Source organism: Enterovibrio norvegicus FF-33, from assembly GCF_000286835.2.
Taxonomy (GTDB): Bacteria; Pseudomonadota; Gammaproteobacteria; order Enterobacterales; family Vibrionaceae; genus Enterovibrio; species Enterovibrio norvegicus_A.
Window position 1 is genome coordinate 562,718 of the sequence record NZ_AJYD02000013.1, and the last position, 16,326, is coordinate 579,043.

Annotated in this window: 13 protein-coding genes; 7 read left to right on the forward strand and 6 right to left on the reverse strand. The window is 47.4% G+C overall.

Going from position 1 to position 16,326, the window contains the following annotated elements:
* The first annotated feature begins 6 nt into the window (after nt 1–6).
* From A1OO_RS04885 to A1OO_RS04900, 5 genes are all read left to right on the forward strand, one after another.
* Nucleotides 7–2,463 (forward strand): ATP-binding protein, encoded by a 2,457-nt coding sequence (locus tag A1OO_RS04885; RefSeq protein WP_017004797.1) that lies wholly within the window; start codon nt 7–9, stop codon nt 2,461–2,463.
* Between the two features lie 96 nt (nt 2,464–2,559).
* Complete coding sequence (locus A1OO_RS22955; protein WP_083248034.1) at nt 2,560–2,883, forward strand: nitrous oxide-stimulated promoter family protein; 324 nt, start codon at nt 2,560–2,562, stop codon at nt 2,881–2,883.
* Nucleotides 2,884–3,088: 205 nt separating this feature from the next.
* Complete coding sequence (locus A1OO_RS04890) at nt 3,089–4,075, forward strand: TRAP transporter substrate-binding protein (protein ID WP_017004798.1); 987 nt, start codon at nt 3,089–3,091, stop codon at nt 4,073–4,075.
* 54 nt (nt 4,076–4,129) lie between these two features.
* A complete protein-coding gene (locus A1OO_RS04895; protein WP_017004799.1) occupies nt 4,130–4,699 on the forward strand; it encodes a TRAP transporter small permease in 570 nt (189 codons plus the stop codon).
* Nucleotides 4,696–6,099: a TRAP transporter large permease gene (locus A1OO_RS04900; protein ID WP_017004800.1), complete on the forward strand. Its 1,404-nt coding sequence runs from the start codon at nt 4,696–4,698 to the stop codon at nt 6,097–6,099. Before A1OO_RS04895 ends, A1OO_RS04900 begins: the two co-directional genes overlap by 4 nt.
* A 161-nt stretch (nt 6,100–6,260) precedes the next feature.
* Here the strand turns inward: A1OO_RS04900 and A1OO_RS04905 are convergent, their stop codons facing one another.
* From A1OO_RS04905 to nhaC, 3 genes are all read right to left on the reverse strand, one after another.
* Nucleotides 6,261–6,722 (reverse strand): YjiG family protein, encoded by a 462-nt coding sequence (locus tag A1OO_RS04905; RefSeq protein ID WP_016958394.1) that lies wholly within the window; start codon nt 6,720–6,722, stop codon nt 6,261–6,263.
* Entirely contained in the window at nt 6,722–7,450 is a 729-nt protein-coding gene (locus tag A1OO_RS04910) for a nucleoside recognition domain-containing protein (RefSeq protein WP_016958393.1), read from the reverse strand. Before A1OO_RS04910 ends, A1OO_RS04905 begins: the two co-directional genes overlap by 1 nt.
* A gap of 399 nt (nt 7,451–7,849) precedes the next feature.
* Nucleotides 7,850–9,292, reverse strand: coding sequence for a Na+/H+ antiporter NhaC (nhaC, locus tag A1OO_RS04915; protein ID WP_017004801.1), 1,443 nt, complete (start codon nt 9,290–9,292; stop codon nt 7,850–7,852).
* A 570-nt stretch (nt 9,293–9,862) separates the two neighbouring features.
* Here nhaC and asd point away from each other — a divergent pair.
* Nucleotides 9,863–10,981, forward strand: a complete 1,119-nt coding sequence (gene asd, locus A1OO_RS04920) for an aspartate-semialdehyde dehydrogenase (protein ID WP_016958391.1) — start codon at nt 9,863–9,865, stop codon at nt 10,979–10,981.
* Nucleotides 10,982–11,151: 170 nt separating this feature from the next.
* Here asd and sodB read toward each other — a convergent pair whose 3' ends face one another.
* A complete protein-coding gene (gene sodB / locus A1OO_RS04925; protein ID WP_016958390.1) occupies nt 11,152–11,736 on the reverse strand; it encodes a superoxide dismutase [Fe] in 585 nt (194 codons plus the stop codon).
* Between the two features lie 262 nt (nt 11,737–11,998).
* Between sodB and A1OO_RS04930 the strand changes: the two genes are divergently transcribed.
* The gene (locus tag A1OO_RS04930) at nt 11,999–12,337 is read left to right on the forward strand and encodes a Grx4 family monothiol glutaredoxin (protein ID WP_016958389.1); all 339 of its coding nucleotides are present in this window, start codon (nt 11,999–12,001) and stop codon (nt 12,335–12,337) included.
* Nucleotides 12,338–12,428: 91 nt separating this feature from the next.
* Here the strand turns inward: A1OO_RS04930 and A1OO_RS04935 are convergent, their stop codons facing one another.
* On the reverse strand, nt 12,429–13,751 hold the full coding sequence (locus tag A1OO_RS04935) for a Na+/H+ antiporter family protein (RefSeq protein WP_016958388.1): 1,323 nt from the start codon (nt 13,749–13,751) through the stop codon (nt 12,429–12,431).
* A 165-nt stretch (nt 13,752–13,916) separates the two neighbouring features.
* Nucleotides 13,917–16,325: a VolA/Pla-1 family phospholipase gene (locus A1OO_RS04940; protein ID WP_017004802.1), complete on the reverse strand. Its 2,409-nt coding sequence runs from the start codon at nt 16,323–16,325 to the stop codon at nt 13,917–13,919.
* Nucleotide 16,326: the final 1 nt, after the last annotated feature.

Consider the following 16,326-nt stretch of genomic DNA (forward strand, 5'->3'; position numbering starts at 1 on the left):
AAAACCATGGGGGTTAAAGCCCTTTGGATAGTGGCTTTGATGCTGACTGTTGTTGTTATCACTATTGTTTATGTGCTGGAAACAACCGGTGACAGCATGGTGAGAGACAGTGCTAACCAACGCGTTGAGGCACAGGTCGAAACCGTGGCTCAAAGCTTAGGGCAGCTATCAAATAACGTTGAGACCATCGCATTGTCACTGGCCAATACCTTGCTCCTTGATGACAACGAAGCAGAGATAGAAAAAAAGCTGTCGGCCATGCTCAGCAACAAGAACATCAAACGCATTGTTGCCAGTGGCGGGTTCTGGCCTGAACCTTACCTTTACGATGCTGAGCGATCAAAAGCCTCTGTGTTCATCGCATTTAATGAAGACGGAACGTATTCACGTATAGAGGATTACAATCAACCTTCCTCTGCGCCTTACCATGTTGCGGAGTGGTATGCGCCTGCGCGACTGTCTCAAGAAGAAGCCTATTGGTCGAGAGCGTATATTGACCCTTACACCAATGAGCCGATGGTGACTTGCAGCGTACCAATATATCACCAGAGTAAATTTGCTGGGGTGGTTACCATTGATGTTCGGTTGGCCGAATTGCAGGCATTCCTGTCTCGAAGTGGGCAGAAATTGGGCGGATATATGGTGATGTTCGACCGAAGTGGCCGCATCATGTCATACCCTGATGCGCTTTCTGGTGATCGCCTAACACCCTTGCCGAGTGTACGCGAGATTGCGAGTACCCAACCTGATTTTTCGGAGCTAGCATTAGTCATTAGTCTTGCCACGCAAGGTGAGCGTCTGGTGATCCAAAGCAACCCCAACTTACAAGAGATGGCTAAGTCTATTGTTGCCTCGTCCCCTGATATTGATTTGGGGTATGCACTCTCTGTTGCTGCTGAACTAACCCCTAATCCGACGGTTTTTCAGCCCACAGAGCGTCTGTTCATCCATCGTCTCGAACGAGATCCTATCTTACATGAAGCAACGTTAGTTTTCGGGCGGACGCTGCCGGATACCGATTGGTTACTGGTTGGAGCATTGCCAGAGCGGCTGTTACTGGTTGAAGCGACAAAACTGAAAAACGACCTCTTTTTCGCTATGGTGCTGGTGGCCATCTTGCTGGTGGCAATGGCATACATTGCCATCCATTTGCAAATCGTTCGTCCTATGGCTCGTGTACGAAGCGCCCTTGTTAGTCAGCGTGGTGATGTGCCTTTTTCCCCAATTGATTATCCGGAACAAGATGAATTAGGCATGTTGGTTCGGGAGTTTAATCAGCTCAGTACCAATTTGGTAGAAACCCGCGAACGCGCGGTAGAAGCTGCGCGGGCGAAGCAGTTGTTTCTTGCAAATATAAGCCACGAAATACGAACGCCAATGAACGGCATACTCGGTGCTGCTTCATTGATGCAAGATGAGCCCATGTCTGGTAAGCAAGCGGAATATCTGTCTGTTATTTCACATTCTTCGCGCGGATTAATGTCGCTTATTAACAATATTTTAGATTTCAGCAAGATGGAGTCTAATCACCTGAAACTGGAAGAAGCGCCATTCGATCTTGAACAGGTAGGTAGCTACATTCGAGACCTGATGTTGCCAACCATTATCAATAAACCTCAATTGGTCTTTGATTTCTTCTACGAAGCTGAGTGCCCTCGGCGCTTCTTAGGTGATGCTCACCGCATCGAGCAAATTATGCTTAATCTGGTATCAAATGCGCTGAAATTTACGGAAACAGGGCTGGTAAGCCTCAAGGTGACGGTTGATAAGCAAGGGGGTCGATACACTGGCGTTAATATTCGAGTGTCGGATACGGGCGTCGGTATTCCTAAGGAAAAATACAGCCTTATTTTTGATGAATTTCAACAAGCGGATACGTCCACGACTCGCCGTTATGGGGGATCGGGGCTTGGGCTGGCCATCACTAAGCAATTGATTGATCTAATGGGTGGGGAAATATCTGTCACCAGTGAAGTTGGGAGAGGCAGTCAGTTTAGTGTCATGTTGCCACTCCAAATTGAAAAAGACAGTGTCGAACTAAAAGGTCGAGAGCTGATCAAGCAACACAATGATGCTTTCTCCGGCAAGCATTGCTTGCTGGTTGAAGACAATGCAATCAATCTCATGATTGCCGAAAAGATGCTGATGAAGTTTGGCTTTTCTGTGGACAGGGCAACAGATGGGCTTGCAGCACTAGAAAAGACTAAGACGCAAGGTTATGACATCATCTTTATGGATATACAAATGCCGTTGATGGATGGCTTAGAAGCCACGAGGCAAATTCGAGCCTCTGACAGTTTTAATCGCCAAACCCCCATTGTGGCAATGACAGCAAATGTGCTGAAAGATGATATTTGGCGCTGCATCAGCAATGGTATGCAAGGTCATATCGGTAAGCCACTTCGAGAAAATGACATCTATATTGCTTGCATCAAAGCACTGTCTACTGAGGTCGAAGTATAAAACGCTCTGATTGACGTGAGTTTCAACGGGCTTTACCCACTAAATGTTGATCAGCGTCAAAGGTTTTTGTAAGCACCTAGGGAAAATAGCGCGCCTATGAAAACTGTATCGATAACGCCAGTGAAACGTCGCCAACCTGTTTGGCTTGTTCGCGCAATGGCGACCCTATATTGCAAACGTATACACCGTGGCAGTCAGTTATGTGCGCAGTGTACTGCCTTAATCACATTTGAAGAACAGCGTGTTATGCAATGCTGTAATGAGGGAAGCGGCTCGTCGTGCAGAGAATGTAATCGACAGTGCTACCCAGATGCTACTCGTTTGGAGATCAATCACATTGTGCGCTGGGCTGAGCCTAAAATGCGCTTGCGTAGGCCACTGATGGTGGCACGATATTACCTATCTGCACTCTTCAGCTAACTGCTTTTATTTTCCTTTTCTGCTTTTGACTAATGAATGGGTGGAATCACACCCATTTCTTCTTTTGCAGCTCTCAGTTTTGTTTTCTTTCTGTTAATTAATTGTTTCAAGTTGTGTGCTTGTTTGTTTCCTCCACTAAACATATAGGGAGTTAATAAATCGCGTGCCGCATTGGCATGGCTGACACAAGGAAAGAGGACACGGTATGAAAAAGCTAAAAACGATGTTTTCAGCGTTAGCGCTTTGTGCAGGAATGACTGCATTTGCGCATGCAGCACCTGAAACCATTAAATTTTCACATGTGGTTGCTGAAAATACGCCTAAAGGACAAATGGCGCTGAAGTTCCGCGATTTAGTTGCAGAGCGCATTGGCGACAAATACGTGGTGGAGGTTTATCCGAACTCACAGCTTTTTGGCGATGGGAAAGAAATGGAAGCCCTGTTGCTTGGAGACGTTCATTTTATTGCACCTTCTTTGTCTAAATTCTCCAAGTACACCAAAAAACTGCAAGTTTATGATCTCCCATTTTTGTTCAAAGACATGGAAGCCGTAGATCGATTCCAACAGAGTGAAGCGGGTCAGCAACTGCTGGAGTCAGTCAAAAGCAAAGGTTTGATTGGACTTGGTTATTTACACAATGGTTTGAAGCAATTGTCAGCGAATGATCCGCTCCATGTGCCTGGTGATGCCGACGGTAAAAAATTCCGCATTATGAGTTCAGATGTCTTGGCTGCTCAGTTTGAAGCTGTTGATGCTGTGCCACTGAAAAAGCCCTTCTCTGAAGTATTTACTCTCCTGCAAACGCGCGCCATCGATGGGCAGGAAAATACCTGGTCAAACATCTACTCGAAGAAATTCTTTGAAGTGCAGCCATACATCACTGAATCAAACCACGGTGTGTTGGATTACATGGTCACAACCTCGACCGAGTTTTGGATGACGATGCCTGACGAAGACCGCGCTGTATTGAAAAAAGCGCTCGCTGAAGCGGTTGCTCACGGTAATGCCATTGCCAATGAGAAATCGATGAAAGATCGCCAGAAAATTCTGGAATCAGGTCGCAGCAAGATCATCACTTTGTCCGACGATGAGCGTCAGCAATGGGTTGAGGTCATGAGACCTGTCTGGGGTGAGTTTCAAGGTGAAATCGGTGAGGACATTATCCAAGCCGCAGTGGCATCTAACCAGTAAGTGATAAAGCCCAGAGCGTGTAATGGCGCTGGGCGTTTATCTTCGGAGTAGGAAATGGTTCGGTTATTACACCGTTTTGAAGAGGCAGGCATCGGCCTCTTATTGGTGACAATGACACTGTTAGTGTTTTTCGAAGTGATATTGCGCTTCTTTTTCAATGAAGGTTTGCTTTGGGCGCAAGAGTTAACGCTATACCTTTCAGCATGGCTAGTGCTTATGGGGGCTTCTTGGGGGCTTCGTGAAGGCGCACATATTGGCGTGGATGCCGCCATTAAATTGCTATCACCCTCGATGCAAAAAGCCGTGACCTTGCTAGCGCTTGCGCTGTGTTTGGTTTACTGCGGTTTGTTTCTTTATGGATCTTGGATTTACCTCAGCAAAATGCAAATGATCGGTATCGAAATGGAAGATCTGCCGATCGAGAAATGGAAAGCAATGTCTTGTTTGGTTCTCGGATTTTGTATGTTGGCGCTTCGGGTTTGCACGATTGGCTATGAAGTATGGACAGGAAATCGTCAAGGTTTCGGTTTGTTTGACGAGGCCAAAGAAAGCATGCATTTGGCCGAGGAACTGGCGGGTGAAATGGAAGAGGAATACAAAGACAAAGAGGAGCGCAAGAAATGACCATCGCTGCATTATTTGGCATGCTCTTTCTATGCATGTTCATGGGGATGCCCATTGCTATTGCACTGGGTTTGTCGAGCGTTTCCACTATTCTTCTGTTTTCCAATGATTCGCTGGCGTCGATAGCGCTTAAGCTGTTTGAAGCCACCAGTGAACACTACACCTTATTGGCTATCCCATTTTTTATTCTTTCATCTGCCTTTTTGTCTACGGGTGGCGTTGCCCGTCGATTGATCAACTTCGCCATTGATTGCGTGGGTCACATACGTGGTGGCCTCGCCATGGCATCTGTGATGGCGTGTATGCTCTTTGCCGCCGTATCAGGTAGTTCGCCTGCAACGGTTGCGGCCATTGGCTCTATCGTCATTGTGGGCATGGTTAAAGCGGGCTACCCCAAAGCATTCGCGGCTGGGGTTATCGCTAATGCAGGCACATTGGGCATTTTGATCCCTCCCTCTATTGTCATGTTGGTTTACGCTGCGGCAACGGAAGTGTCTGCTTCTCGTATGTTTATGGCGGGCTTCATTCCTGGGTTGATGATGGGCGGTATTTTGATGGTGGCAATCTACATTGTTGCCGTTGTGAAAGGGTTACCTTCTCAGCCATTTCCGGGTGTGATGTCATTGGTTCATTCAGGGCTTCGTGCGCTGGGTGGTTTAATGCTGATTATTATTGTGTTGGGGTCCATCTATGGCGGTGTTGCCAGCCCAACAGAGGCCGCCTCTGTGGCTGCGGTGTATGCATGGCTTGTCAGTGTGTGGGGCTATCGTGATATAGGGCCGCTAAAAGCCAAGCCTTGGCGTAACGAGGGTGAGGGGACAATCAGCATGTTGCTGCGTAACTTCGCGCTACTGCCTTTGGTCATGGTGCGTTCTTTCACAGACAAAGAAGTGAGCAATGTGGTGCGTGATGCGTCGAAAGTTAGCATCATGTTGTTGTTCATTATTGCTAACGCCATGCTGTTTGCACATGTACTCACAACGGAACGTATTCCACACAGCATTGCGGAAACCATTGTTGCATGGGGGCTGCCAGCGTGGGGTTTCTTGATCGTAGTAAATATTCTGCTGTTGATCGCGGGGAATTTCATGGAGCCATCAGCCATCTTGCTGATCATGGCGCCTATTTTGTTCCCGATTGCCATGCAGTTAGGTATCGACCCTATTCACCTTGGCATCATCATGGTGGTGAACATGGAGATCGGGATGCTCACGCCCCCCGTGGGGTTAAATCTCTTTGTGACGGCGGGGATCACGGGAGAGAGCATGGGGTGGGCCATTAAAGCGGCACTGCCGTGGCTAAGCTTGCTGCTTTTCTTCCTGATATTGATCACTTACATTCCAGATATATCACTGTTCTTGCCGAACTATCTCGACTCGTTGCGAGGATATAAATCCTAGTTAGGCTGACAAAAATAGAAAGGGCGCTGATGAATAGCGCCCTTTTTTTATTTTTAATTTTAGTCTGTTATTGACGATATTTGATCGGCAAGCCAGTTTGGTGAGCAACGTCGAGCTTTCAGGCCGTGAAGGCCATCAAGGTGCAGCGTGATAGAAAGGGGTTAAACAAGAATGTTCATGACTAGCATTGCACCCAGTGCGTTAATCACTGAAATAAAGATCATGACAGGAATGTATCGACCTTCGGTGCCAATAGGGCCGAGGATGCGACCAAGATATTGCACTTGTGAGCCCATCAGGTAGATAGCCGGTGCCAAGATGGCGATGTGTTCACCATTAAGGATACCTTGGTCAAACAGGCTAATCACCACGCCTACAGCGCCGCCCATGGACATCCATGCACCGATAAGAACGGCTGCAGCTTCACCTGGCAGGCCAAATACGGCCATGATCGGTGAAAACAGCGTGCCCATCAGGTCAAGCGCCCCCGTGATCTGAAGGGCTTTAATGATAACGAATGCCATCAGTACGTTCGGTACTGTCGAGGTCGTTGCGATGGTCCAGCCTTTCTTTGCACCTTCAACGAAAATGTCGGTAATCATTGGGTTTTTAGCTGTGCTCATTATGCTTTCTCCTCGGTCATCGTCGGTGTTGTGGTCTTGTCTTCTTTACCTTCGGTGATGTTTAGGTAAACACGGAATAAATTTGCACCGACGAACTTGAACACAAACATCACGGCGACAGCCAAGCCGATAGAAGACGTGACTGCGAGTGAACCATCCATGAGTACCAACGTGAACAGCACTGCGCCAGACGAGAAAAAGTTGACGATGGTCGCGCCGGCAGAAAACTGGAACATGGTGAAGATATCGGTTTCGCGTTTTGTCAGATGGCCTTCATCTTTTAGCTGTCGTGTCATCGCGGCACCAGCATCGGTACTCTGCAGAGACGCAATCAGTGCCAAACCTGTGTTACCTGGAATGTTCATAAGAGGGCGAAGTAACGGCGTAAGCAGTTTACGAGCCGCATCAAGCGCACCATAGTGCTCAAGCACGTTGATCATGCCCAAGGCGAACATCACGGTAGGGATCAGTGTCAACGCAAACAGGAAGCCATCACGAGCACCGCTGCCGCCTTTACCGCGCATAGAAGTTGTGGCGGCTTGAATGCCGTCAGCAGTTTCATTGACGCCGTAAACAACACTACCGAATGATCCGTTCAATGTGGTGAAGTCAAAAACGCCATACCATTCGTTAGATTGAAGTAGTCCAGAAAAGAAAACGACAGCAAAGGCGAGGGCAATGTAACTGCCTATTGTAACTTTGCGGTCCTGCGGGTCAGGTTGCGACATGATGGTTCCCTAAAATGAAAAATTAGTCACCCTGATTGTGCTTAAGTGCGGGCAAGGGAAATTGATTGGCATCAACCCGAATGGAATAAATGAACCGGAAAGCTTTCTTTTGCATGAATGTGAGGTATTGGTCTGCTTTTACGTTAATAGAGATGGAGTTAGTCGTTACGAGTAGATTGGAATTCTGAGTTTGTTGGATTAACAGTTCAATTATTTGGTGTGAATGACGTGTAACAATAAAGATGTGTGATCTGGGAAGAAGCTTGATTGTCGCTAATCGGAAAGAAAACAGGAAGAAGACAAAAGAAAGGAAAGTGGATCAAGAAAGGAAAACAAAGAAGGTGCAAAAAGCACCTTCTTTGTGTTGAGTGAGGTGGGCTCTACGTCGATAGTTCGTGGCTAGCTGGTTGAAGAAACCGTCGCTAGACGCTCGTTACTTTCAGTGTTTGTCTGAGTCGGCTGCTTTTCGCAAGGGTCAACAAACCAGCCCATGTACGAGGTCAATATGGTGACGAAAATACAGACAAAACTTAGCCACATAAACGGCGCGTAAGATAGCGTCGCAACACCCAAGATGCTGGCCATGTAGATGCCGTTGTCACTCCAAGGAACCATGCCAGACGTCAAGGTGCCGCCGAACTCTGCGTTCCGCGACAGGTTCTTGCGTTGGTAACCTAAGCGATCATAATTCTTCGCACAGATTTTTGGTGTCAGGATCAGCGATACATACATGGCGGAGCCAAACACGTTACCCAGAAACGCGGTGCCAATGGTTGATGTAGCCAAACTGCCTGCCGAGTTCACTTTGCTTTCAAACACTTTCGCAATGGTTTCAAGCACACCGACTTTGTCCAGCAGCCCGCCAAATCCCAGGCCGAATATAATTACCGCCACAGAACCAAGCATGGATTCCATGCCACCACGATTAAGAATTGCATCGATAAAGCTGACCCCAGATTCAATGGAAAACGGTGCCCATGCCGTATTGATGGCCTTCAGCGGTGCCATGTCTTGAACCACTATCGCCCATACGATACCCAGAACAGACCCTAGTGAAATAACGGGGAAAGACGGTAAACGTAAAGCGAGCAATACCAAGACAATGGCGACAGGGACGAAGCTTAGTGGGGTGATTACAAATTGTTTTTCCATTGCAATGATGACGTCATTGACCTGAGCCATATCGACATTGCCGGCATAATGAAGACCCAGAGCGGTAAACAGAATCCCTGTGATAACGTAACTGATCAGAGCGATTGGCAACATGCCCTTGATATGCTCAACGACTTCAACGCCAGACATGGATGATGCAAGGATCACTGAATCTGAAAGCGGAGACAATTTGTCGCCAAAATAGCAGCCAGAAAGCACCGCACCTGCGGTGACAGGCGCTGGAACGCCCAGCCCTTGTCCTATCCCCATCATTGCGATGCCAGCTGTACCCGCGGCTCCCCAAGACGTGCCTGTTGCCAATGCGGTCAACGAACAAATGACCATGGTAGCGGCAAGGAAGATCGCCGGATGAATAGCATTCAAGCCGTAATAAATGATGGTGGGGACAATGCCGCCTGCAATCCAAGTACCAACGAGCGCGCCTACCGCGAGCAAGATCAGCACAGCGCCAAGGCCGTTAGATATGCCTTGTGTGGCTGCTTTTTCGAGATCTTTGTAATTGTGCCCTAGCTTAATACCAAGGCCGATAACGATGAACCAGCCGATATAAAGCGCTAACTGAATAGGCAAATCCAGCTTTGCTGTGAAAGAGAATGCCAGTAAGAGAAACAGACCAAGCGCAGTGAATACTTGGAATAACGAAGGGAGTTGCGCCGAGTGTTTTTGCATATTTCAAACCTTCTATGTCGGGCCCAATGGCTCCTGCCGGTGAAATATCCATATAGGGGCTGTCGGTACTGCCTTCCTGGCGGCGACGCATACTTTATAGAAACAGGGATGAAGGGGTGAACAAGTATTTCGTTTTATGTGAGCTTTGAGTCAGGTGCGTTATTTTTCATGGTTTACTGTGTCTAATTGACGGTTTATTTGTTGATTTAAGTGTTTTAAATGTGTTTCGTGGGTGTTTTTCTAATGTGTGAATTTTTGTTTCAAACTCACGAATTTCTCTGAGTAAGCAGAAATTTTTGTTTTTTTAATCCTTCATATGATAATTACCAGTGATAAACACTTTTATTGATGTGGTTGGGATTTTGAGATCCCCCGAAAACTTAAAAAAACAGAGAGTAATGCCCTATATTTCACTCAATGAGGGGTAATATCATTAATTCGTTGGCTGTCGGCATGATTGCCTTGATTTGCCTCGCTGAGTTAGGCAAAAAGATGCAGTTTTTGCTTGTTATTTGTGTCGTTAATTTTCAAGATAGGGCGAGAAGATTATAACAAGGAGTGTGAGAGCGAATGAAAAGAGTAGGTTTAGTCGGCTGGCGCGGTATGGTTGGTTCTGTACTGATGCAGCGCATGGTAGAAGAGCGTGATTTCGATGTTATCGAGCCTGTTTTCTACAGCACCTCTCAAATTGGCATTCCAGCGCCGAATTACGGAAAAGACGCGGGTTTGTTAGAAGATGCATTTGATATTGATAGCCTGAAAAAACTCGATATCGTGATTACCTGCCAAGGTGGTAGCTATACCGAGGCTGTATATCCAAAACTGCTGGCAGCAGGATGGAAAGGTTACTGGATTGACGCAGCATCAACACTGCGCATGAAAGAAGACAGCATCATTACGCTTGATCCCGTTAACTTTAAGCAAATTCAAGAAGGCATCCACAAAGGCACGAAAGCCTATGTAGGTGGTAACTGTACCGTCAGTCTGATGCTGATGGCCGTTGGTGGTCTGTACCAAGAAGGTTTGGTTGAGTGGATGACCGCGCAAACGTATCAGGCAGCGTCTGGTGCAGGTGCTAAAAACATGCGCGAATTGATCAGCCAGATGGGTGTGGTTAACGACTCAGTGGGTCTTGAGTTGGCAAACCCTTCGACGTCTATTTTAGATATCGACCGTAAAGTGGCAGAAACACTGCGTTCTTCTAGCTTCCCAACATCTGAGTTTGGTGCGCCACTTGCGGGCTCATTGATTCCATGGATCGACGTGAAGCGTGAAAACGGTCAGAGCAAAGAAGAGTGGAAAGGTACGGTTGAAACCAACAAGATCCTTGGCATTCAAGATAACCCAGTACCGATTGATGGCACTTGTGTGCGTATCGGTGCCATGCGTTGTCACAGCCAAGCACTGACGTTGAAACTGAAGAAAAATGTGCCGATGGACGAGATTGAAAGCATCATCGCATCACATAACGATTGGGTGAAAGTCATCCCGAACGAACGTGATATCACGGTTCAAGAACTGTCACCAGCGAAAGTAACGGGCACATTGTCTGTTCCTGTTGGTCGTCTGCGTAAGATGACCATGGGTGATGATTTCCTCAACGCGTTCACCGTGGGTGATCAGCTGTTGTGGGGGGCAGCAGAACCGCTTCGCCGTACACTGCGCATTATTTTGTCAGAAGTGGCTTAAGCGCATCTCGCAAAAATAACAGGTTTGTAAATAATTAAAAAAAGCCGCTGTTCGTCAGCGGCTTTTTTGTATCTGTTATTTGGGATAGAAACAATCACGTTGAATTTTGGGCAAAAAAATACCCCGCCGAGGCGAGGTATTATCATCTTTCACACAAGGTGAACGGAAAATTAAGCAGCCAGGTTCTGTGCTACGAATTCCCAGTTAACCAGTGCCCAGAATGCATTCATGTAGTCTGGACGCAGGTTGCGGTAATCGATGTAGTAAGCGTGTTCCCACAGGTCAACAGTCAGCAGAGGAGTCACACCTTCTTCAGTAAGAGGGGTCGCTGCGTTTGACGTGTTAACGATATCCAAAGAACCGTCTGCTTTCTTCACCAACCAAGTCCAAGAAGAACCGAAGTTGTTGATTGCAGAATCAGTGAATTTCGCTTTGAATTCTTCAAAAGAACCGAATGACTTAGCGATTGCATCAGCAACATCACCCGTTGGCTCACCGCCGCCATTTGGGCTTAGGCAGTGCCAGTAGAAGGTGTGGTTCCAGATTTGTGCCGCGTTGTTGAAAACACCACCGGTAGAGGTCTTGATGATCTCTTCCAGAGATTTGCTCTCAAGCTCAGTACCTTCAACTAGGCCATTTAGCTTAACAACGTAAGTGTTGTGGTGTTTACCGTGGTGGTATTCCAGAGTCTCTTGAGAAATATGTGGTTCTAGCGCGTTTTTCTCGTAAGGAAGAGCTGGTAGTTGAAATGCCATTACTCGATTCTCCATGATGGCGGGGTTTCCCCCTGACATTATTGCTTCCTGTAGATTTGTCTTACACTGTAGGAGTGTTACCTATAGGTGACGTATCTACTTATAGACTGACTGCGAAACAGTTTAGCAAGGTTTTACTTTATTAAAAGAATAATTTTTTAAAAAAGCGGCTGAATTTGACCCTAAAGATTTTAGGCGTTTTTTTCCAACCCTTTCCCAGTTAGAATCAAGGTAATCATCACACTTGGTGTTCGAGGAAGTAATGGAAACGATTGATAAAATTAAACAGCAGATTGAAGAAAATACGATCCTGCTATACATGAAAGGCTCACCTAAGCTACCTAGCTGTGGCTTTTCTTCTCAAGCTAGCCAAGCGCTGATGGCGTGTGGCGAGAAATTCGCTTACGTAGACATTCTGCAAAATCCAGATATCCGCGCTGAGCTGCCAATTTATGCACAGTGGCCAACTTTTCCACAACTGTGGATTGAAGGCGAGTTGGTTGGTGGTTGTGACATCATTCTGGAAATGTTCCAGAAAGGTGAACTTCAGCCATTGATCAAAAACGCGACAGCACGTCGTGACACTGAAGAAAACAGCTAGTCCGTTTTGTCAGTCTGTGACGCTATAATGTTAAAAAGCCGCTGATTCAGCGGCTTTTTTGTGTCTGTTTGCTAGAAGCACTGTTTGAATGCTATAGGGTCATGGCCGCTATCCAACCAAAGGCAATTAATGGCAGGTTGTAGTGAATAAAGGTCGGCACAACCGTATCCCAAATGTGTTCATGCTGACCATCTGCATTGAGACCAGATGTTGGACCCAAGGTCGAATCTGACGCTGGAGAACCCGCATCACCCAGTGCTGCTGCGGTGCCAACCAAAGCAATGGTTGCCATTGGTGAGAAGCCGAATGCCAGCGCAAGTGGCACGTAAATGGTGGCAATGATGGGAATGGTGGAAAACGACGAACCAATACCCATGGTCACCAGTAAACCAACAACCAACATCAGCAGCGCCGCCAGCGGTTTGTTGTCCCCAATCGCGTCAGACAGCGACGCCACTAAGGTCTCAACCCCGCCAGTGGCTTTCATCACTGCGGCAAAGCCTGCGGCGGAAATCATAATGAAACCAATCATCGCCATCATATGTACACCGCGGGTAAACACGTCTTGGGTGTCTTTCCATTTAATGACGCCACCAAAGGTAAACACCATAAAGCCGGCTAAAGCACCGACAATCATGGAGCCAGTATAAAGCTGCACACTCAGCGCGGCGGCAATAGCAAAAACGGCGACAACGATATTCTGAGGTTTGAATTCGGTTTTTTCAGGCTCTGCTGCGAGGATCTTCTCTTCAGAATACTGGCGTGGTTTACGGTAACTGATGAAGGTTGCAACCAGCACACCAAACAACATGCCTGCAGCGGGTAATAGCATGGCCTGTGGCACCTGGCTGCCGACGACATCTAACCCATTGTCGTGAAGGTTTTTGAGCAAAATATTGTTGAGGAAAATCCCGCCAAAACCAATAGGCAACACCATGTATGGCGTGATCAAACCAAAGGTGAGAACACAAGCAACAAGGCGGCGATCCATATTCAGTTTGGCAAACACATGCAGCAACGGCGGGATAACAATTGGGATAAAGGCGATGTGAACCGGAATGACGTTCTGCGACGAAATAGCTAGCAATGCAAGTGCGACAAGTACCATATATTTGAGTGCACTTGATGCGGCGGCATTGTCTTTACCATGCAGTTTTCGGATGATGCCATGAGCGAGTAAATCCGTAATGCCAGAGCGGCTCAACGCGACGGCAAATGCGCCCAGCATGGCATAGCTGAGTGCAATCGTCGCACCACCGCCCAACCCGCCTTCAAAGGCTGCAATGGTATCGGTGAGTGATAGGCCACTGACCAAGCCGCCAAGAACGGCACTAAAGGTTAACGCGACAACGACATTCACGCGCATCAGCGCTAATGCCAGCATCACGCAAACTGAAATGACTACTGGATTCATGATTTCTTATCCCTACTTCCAGCCCAAATGCGGGCCAATATTTATCCCAAAAAGACGAAGGTCACAGTTTGCGGATATTTTTGAGGTTGTCGAGGGGAAATTGGGCGACTAGCGGAAATAAAAAAGGCCAGCGGGTGCTGGCCTTTTGGGGGAGGTCTAGGGAGATTATTCTAGAACGCTGGTGTCACTCACCGCATAATCGGAACTGCCTGCTAGGAATTGTACCAACTGGCTTTGCATTTCTGTGGTATGCCCAAGGTCACTAAAATCGTCTTCTTGAGGAGAAATCACAGTGCTGTGCTTACCAACATCACTGAACTTAGTGAAGTTTCTGCCATTGCTTGTCGTTTGTGACGCACTATCAACAGTGGTTAACTGAAGCTTCGTTGCTAACGGTTCTGTACCCGCAAACGGCGCATCGGTTACCGTGTTTGGCACTGTCGCATCATTTTTCACTTGTTGCATATGAATCGGCAACGCGTCTAAAACGTTAGTGCCATTGATGTCATTTTCACCCACCAAGTTGAATGGGTCGACGGCATCAATAACCGTTTGTGCCGCGTAAGCAAAACTACTAACTAGTTCTGCCGCCTTTGTTGCATCCGTTGTGCCACTCGTGACCTGGGCAATGATGCCAGGGCCGAATGTGTTAGAACCCAACAACAAGTTGGCGATTTGACCACCGGTATTGGCTGCCGCAACACGAGAGAACTTAAAGATGGCGTCGCCTGCCGCATCGTCAAGCGTGCTATTCGCCATGGCGACAGTACCAAACCCTGTGATCCCTCCCAGTGAGTGACCAAACAGTGATGGATTTGTCACGGCGGTATTAGCCAATGAAGCGAGCGGTGTGCCTGTAAATGCGGTAACAGACTGGGTGATTGTTGTTGCTGCTCTCAATCCCATGTTGTCCAACATACTTTGTCTTAAATTGTCACGACCTACAGGTAGGTAAGTCAAGTTCAAGAAAGCCGTCGGATCAACATTGGCTGAGCGCGTGGCATCTAAACTTCGCTCACCGTGCAATGGCTGATCAATAGCAATAACCGCAATGTCTTTGGTGAGAGTTTTCGCGCCATTAATAACATTGGCAGCAAACGCATAGGCATTTTCCTTCGCTGACGTAATACCGTGTTGGTAAATCACCAGTTCCATGTCACCGGGTGAGCCAACCAGGGCTGTTGGGGTGAAGAGTATAAATGGCACGTCTTCCAAAGATTTAAGCTGAGGGACAGGGTTATAGCGAGTAATAACACGCTCTGAATCTAGCTGTGAGCCGTCTGCTTTGGTTAACGTGAGGCCAACAAGCTTGAGTTGTTCGGCAGGGTCTGTCGCCAATGTGGTTAAATCAACACCAGCCGCCACGAGTTGTTGCCCAACCGCACTTGCGTCATCGGAATTGTCGCCATTGAGTACATTGGAAACGATTGCCAAGCTCGGCATCGCCGATTCAAACGGTGTTGTGTTCCAAGTCGAAGCGTCTTTTTCCAAGAAGTAGGGCAGTTTGACTGTGCCCTTTGAAACAGTCACGGTACCGGGCGCATAAGCGGTAACCAAGGCTGCAGCATCGCTACCGTTGTTCGTTTCAATGTAGCTAGCAAAGTTGGTGTCGGCAGGTAGTGCAGTTGCATAATCCTGACCTGACGCAGGAACCGACATAAAGTAAGCGCCTGTTAAGCTAACATCATTGGGGTTAGCGGAATCTTTCCAGACTGCACCGAAGTCTCCTAATCCAGCTCCTGTCGCAATCGCAGCTTTAGTCGCATATAGCGTGTCGCCGACTGATTGTGTCGTAAACCAAGAACTGTAAATAATGTCCTCGTTCGCGGTCCCCAACTGAGCAAAGATTGCATTGATTCCTTTGGTCACTTGAGCGGCGGTAGCGATAGAATCATTCACAATGGTTGTTGATTTAGAAACCAGTGTTGCATAGGAGGACGACATGCCGAGTGTATCGCCGTTGGCGTCATTCAGGTCGTCTGTGAGTGCAATAATATACTCACCTTTTTCTGCCAATGAGTCGGCGAATTGAATGATGAGGCGATCGTTTTTTGCATCAGAAATGACTTGGTAATCCGTGCCATTTACCAACATTTTTTTAAGGTTTGGAGAGCCTGTTAATCCTTCAGTCAGTTGAGCAACAACGACACCTGATGCCAACACGCCATCAGCTAACCCTGCGCCTTCAAACGGCATGACTATCGGCATCGAGACAGGCCAGCCATCCATGGTACCCATTGCTGCTCTTGGATCGGCGAGATTTGCAGCTAGAGCAGCACGATTACCTGAACTCATACTGGATTGCGTGGCACTTGCATCGCTGGTGGGGATATTTAACGTGCCGTCGTTAGTATCCATCAATAAGAAACTAGGACCAGGGATCGTTGCATTACTGCCAGAGAGGTTAAAGCTGATCTTGGTAGGTGCTTTTAAGCTTTCTTGAATATAAGCTTCTTCAAAAACGCCAGAGCCAGTGTTTCCACTTAATTCGGACTCTCCACATGCGGAAAGACCAAATGCAGCTGTTAACATCAGCGCTAGTCGGGTTTTATTGCTTGGTAATTCTAAATACATC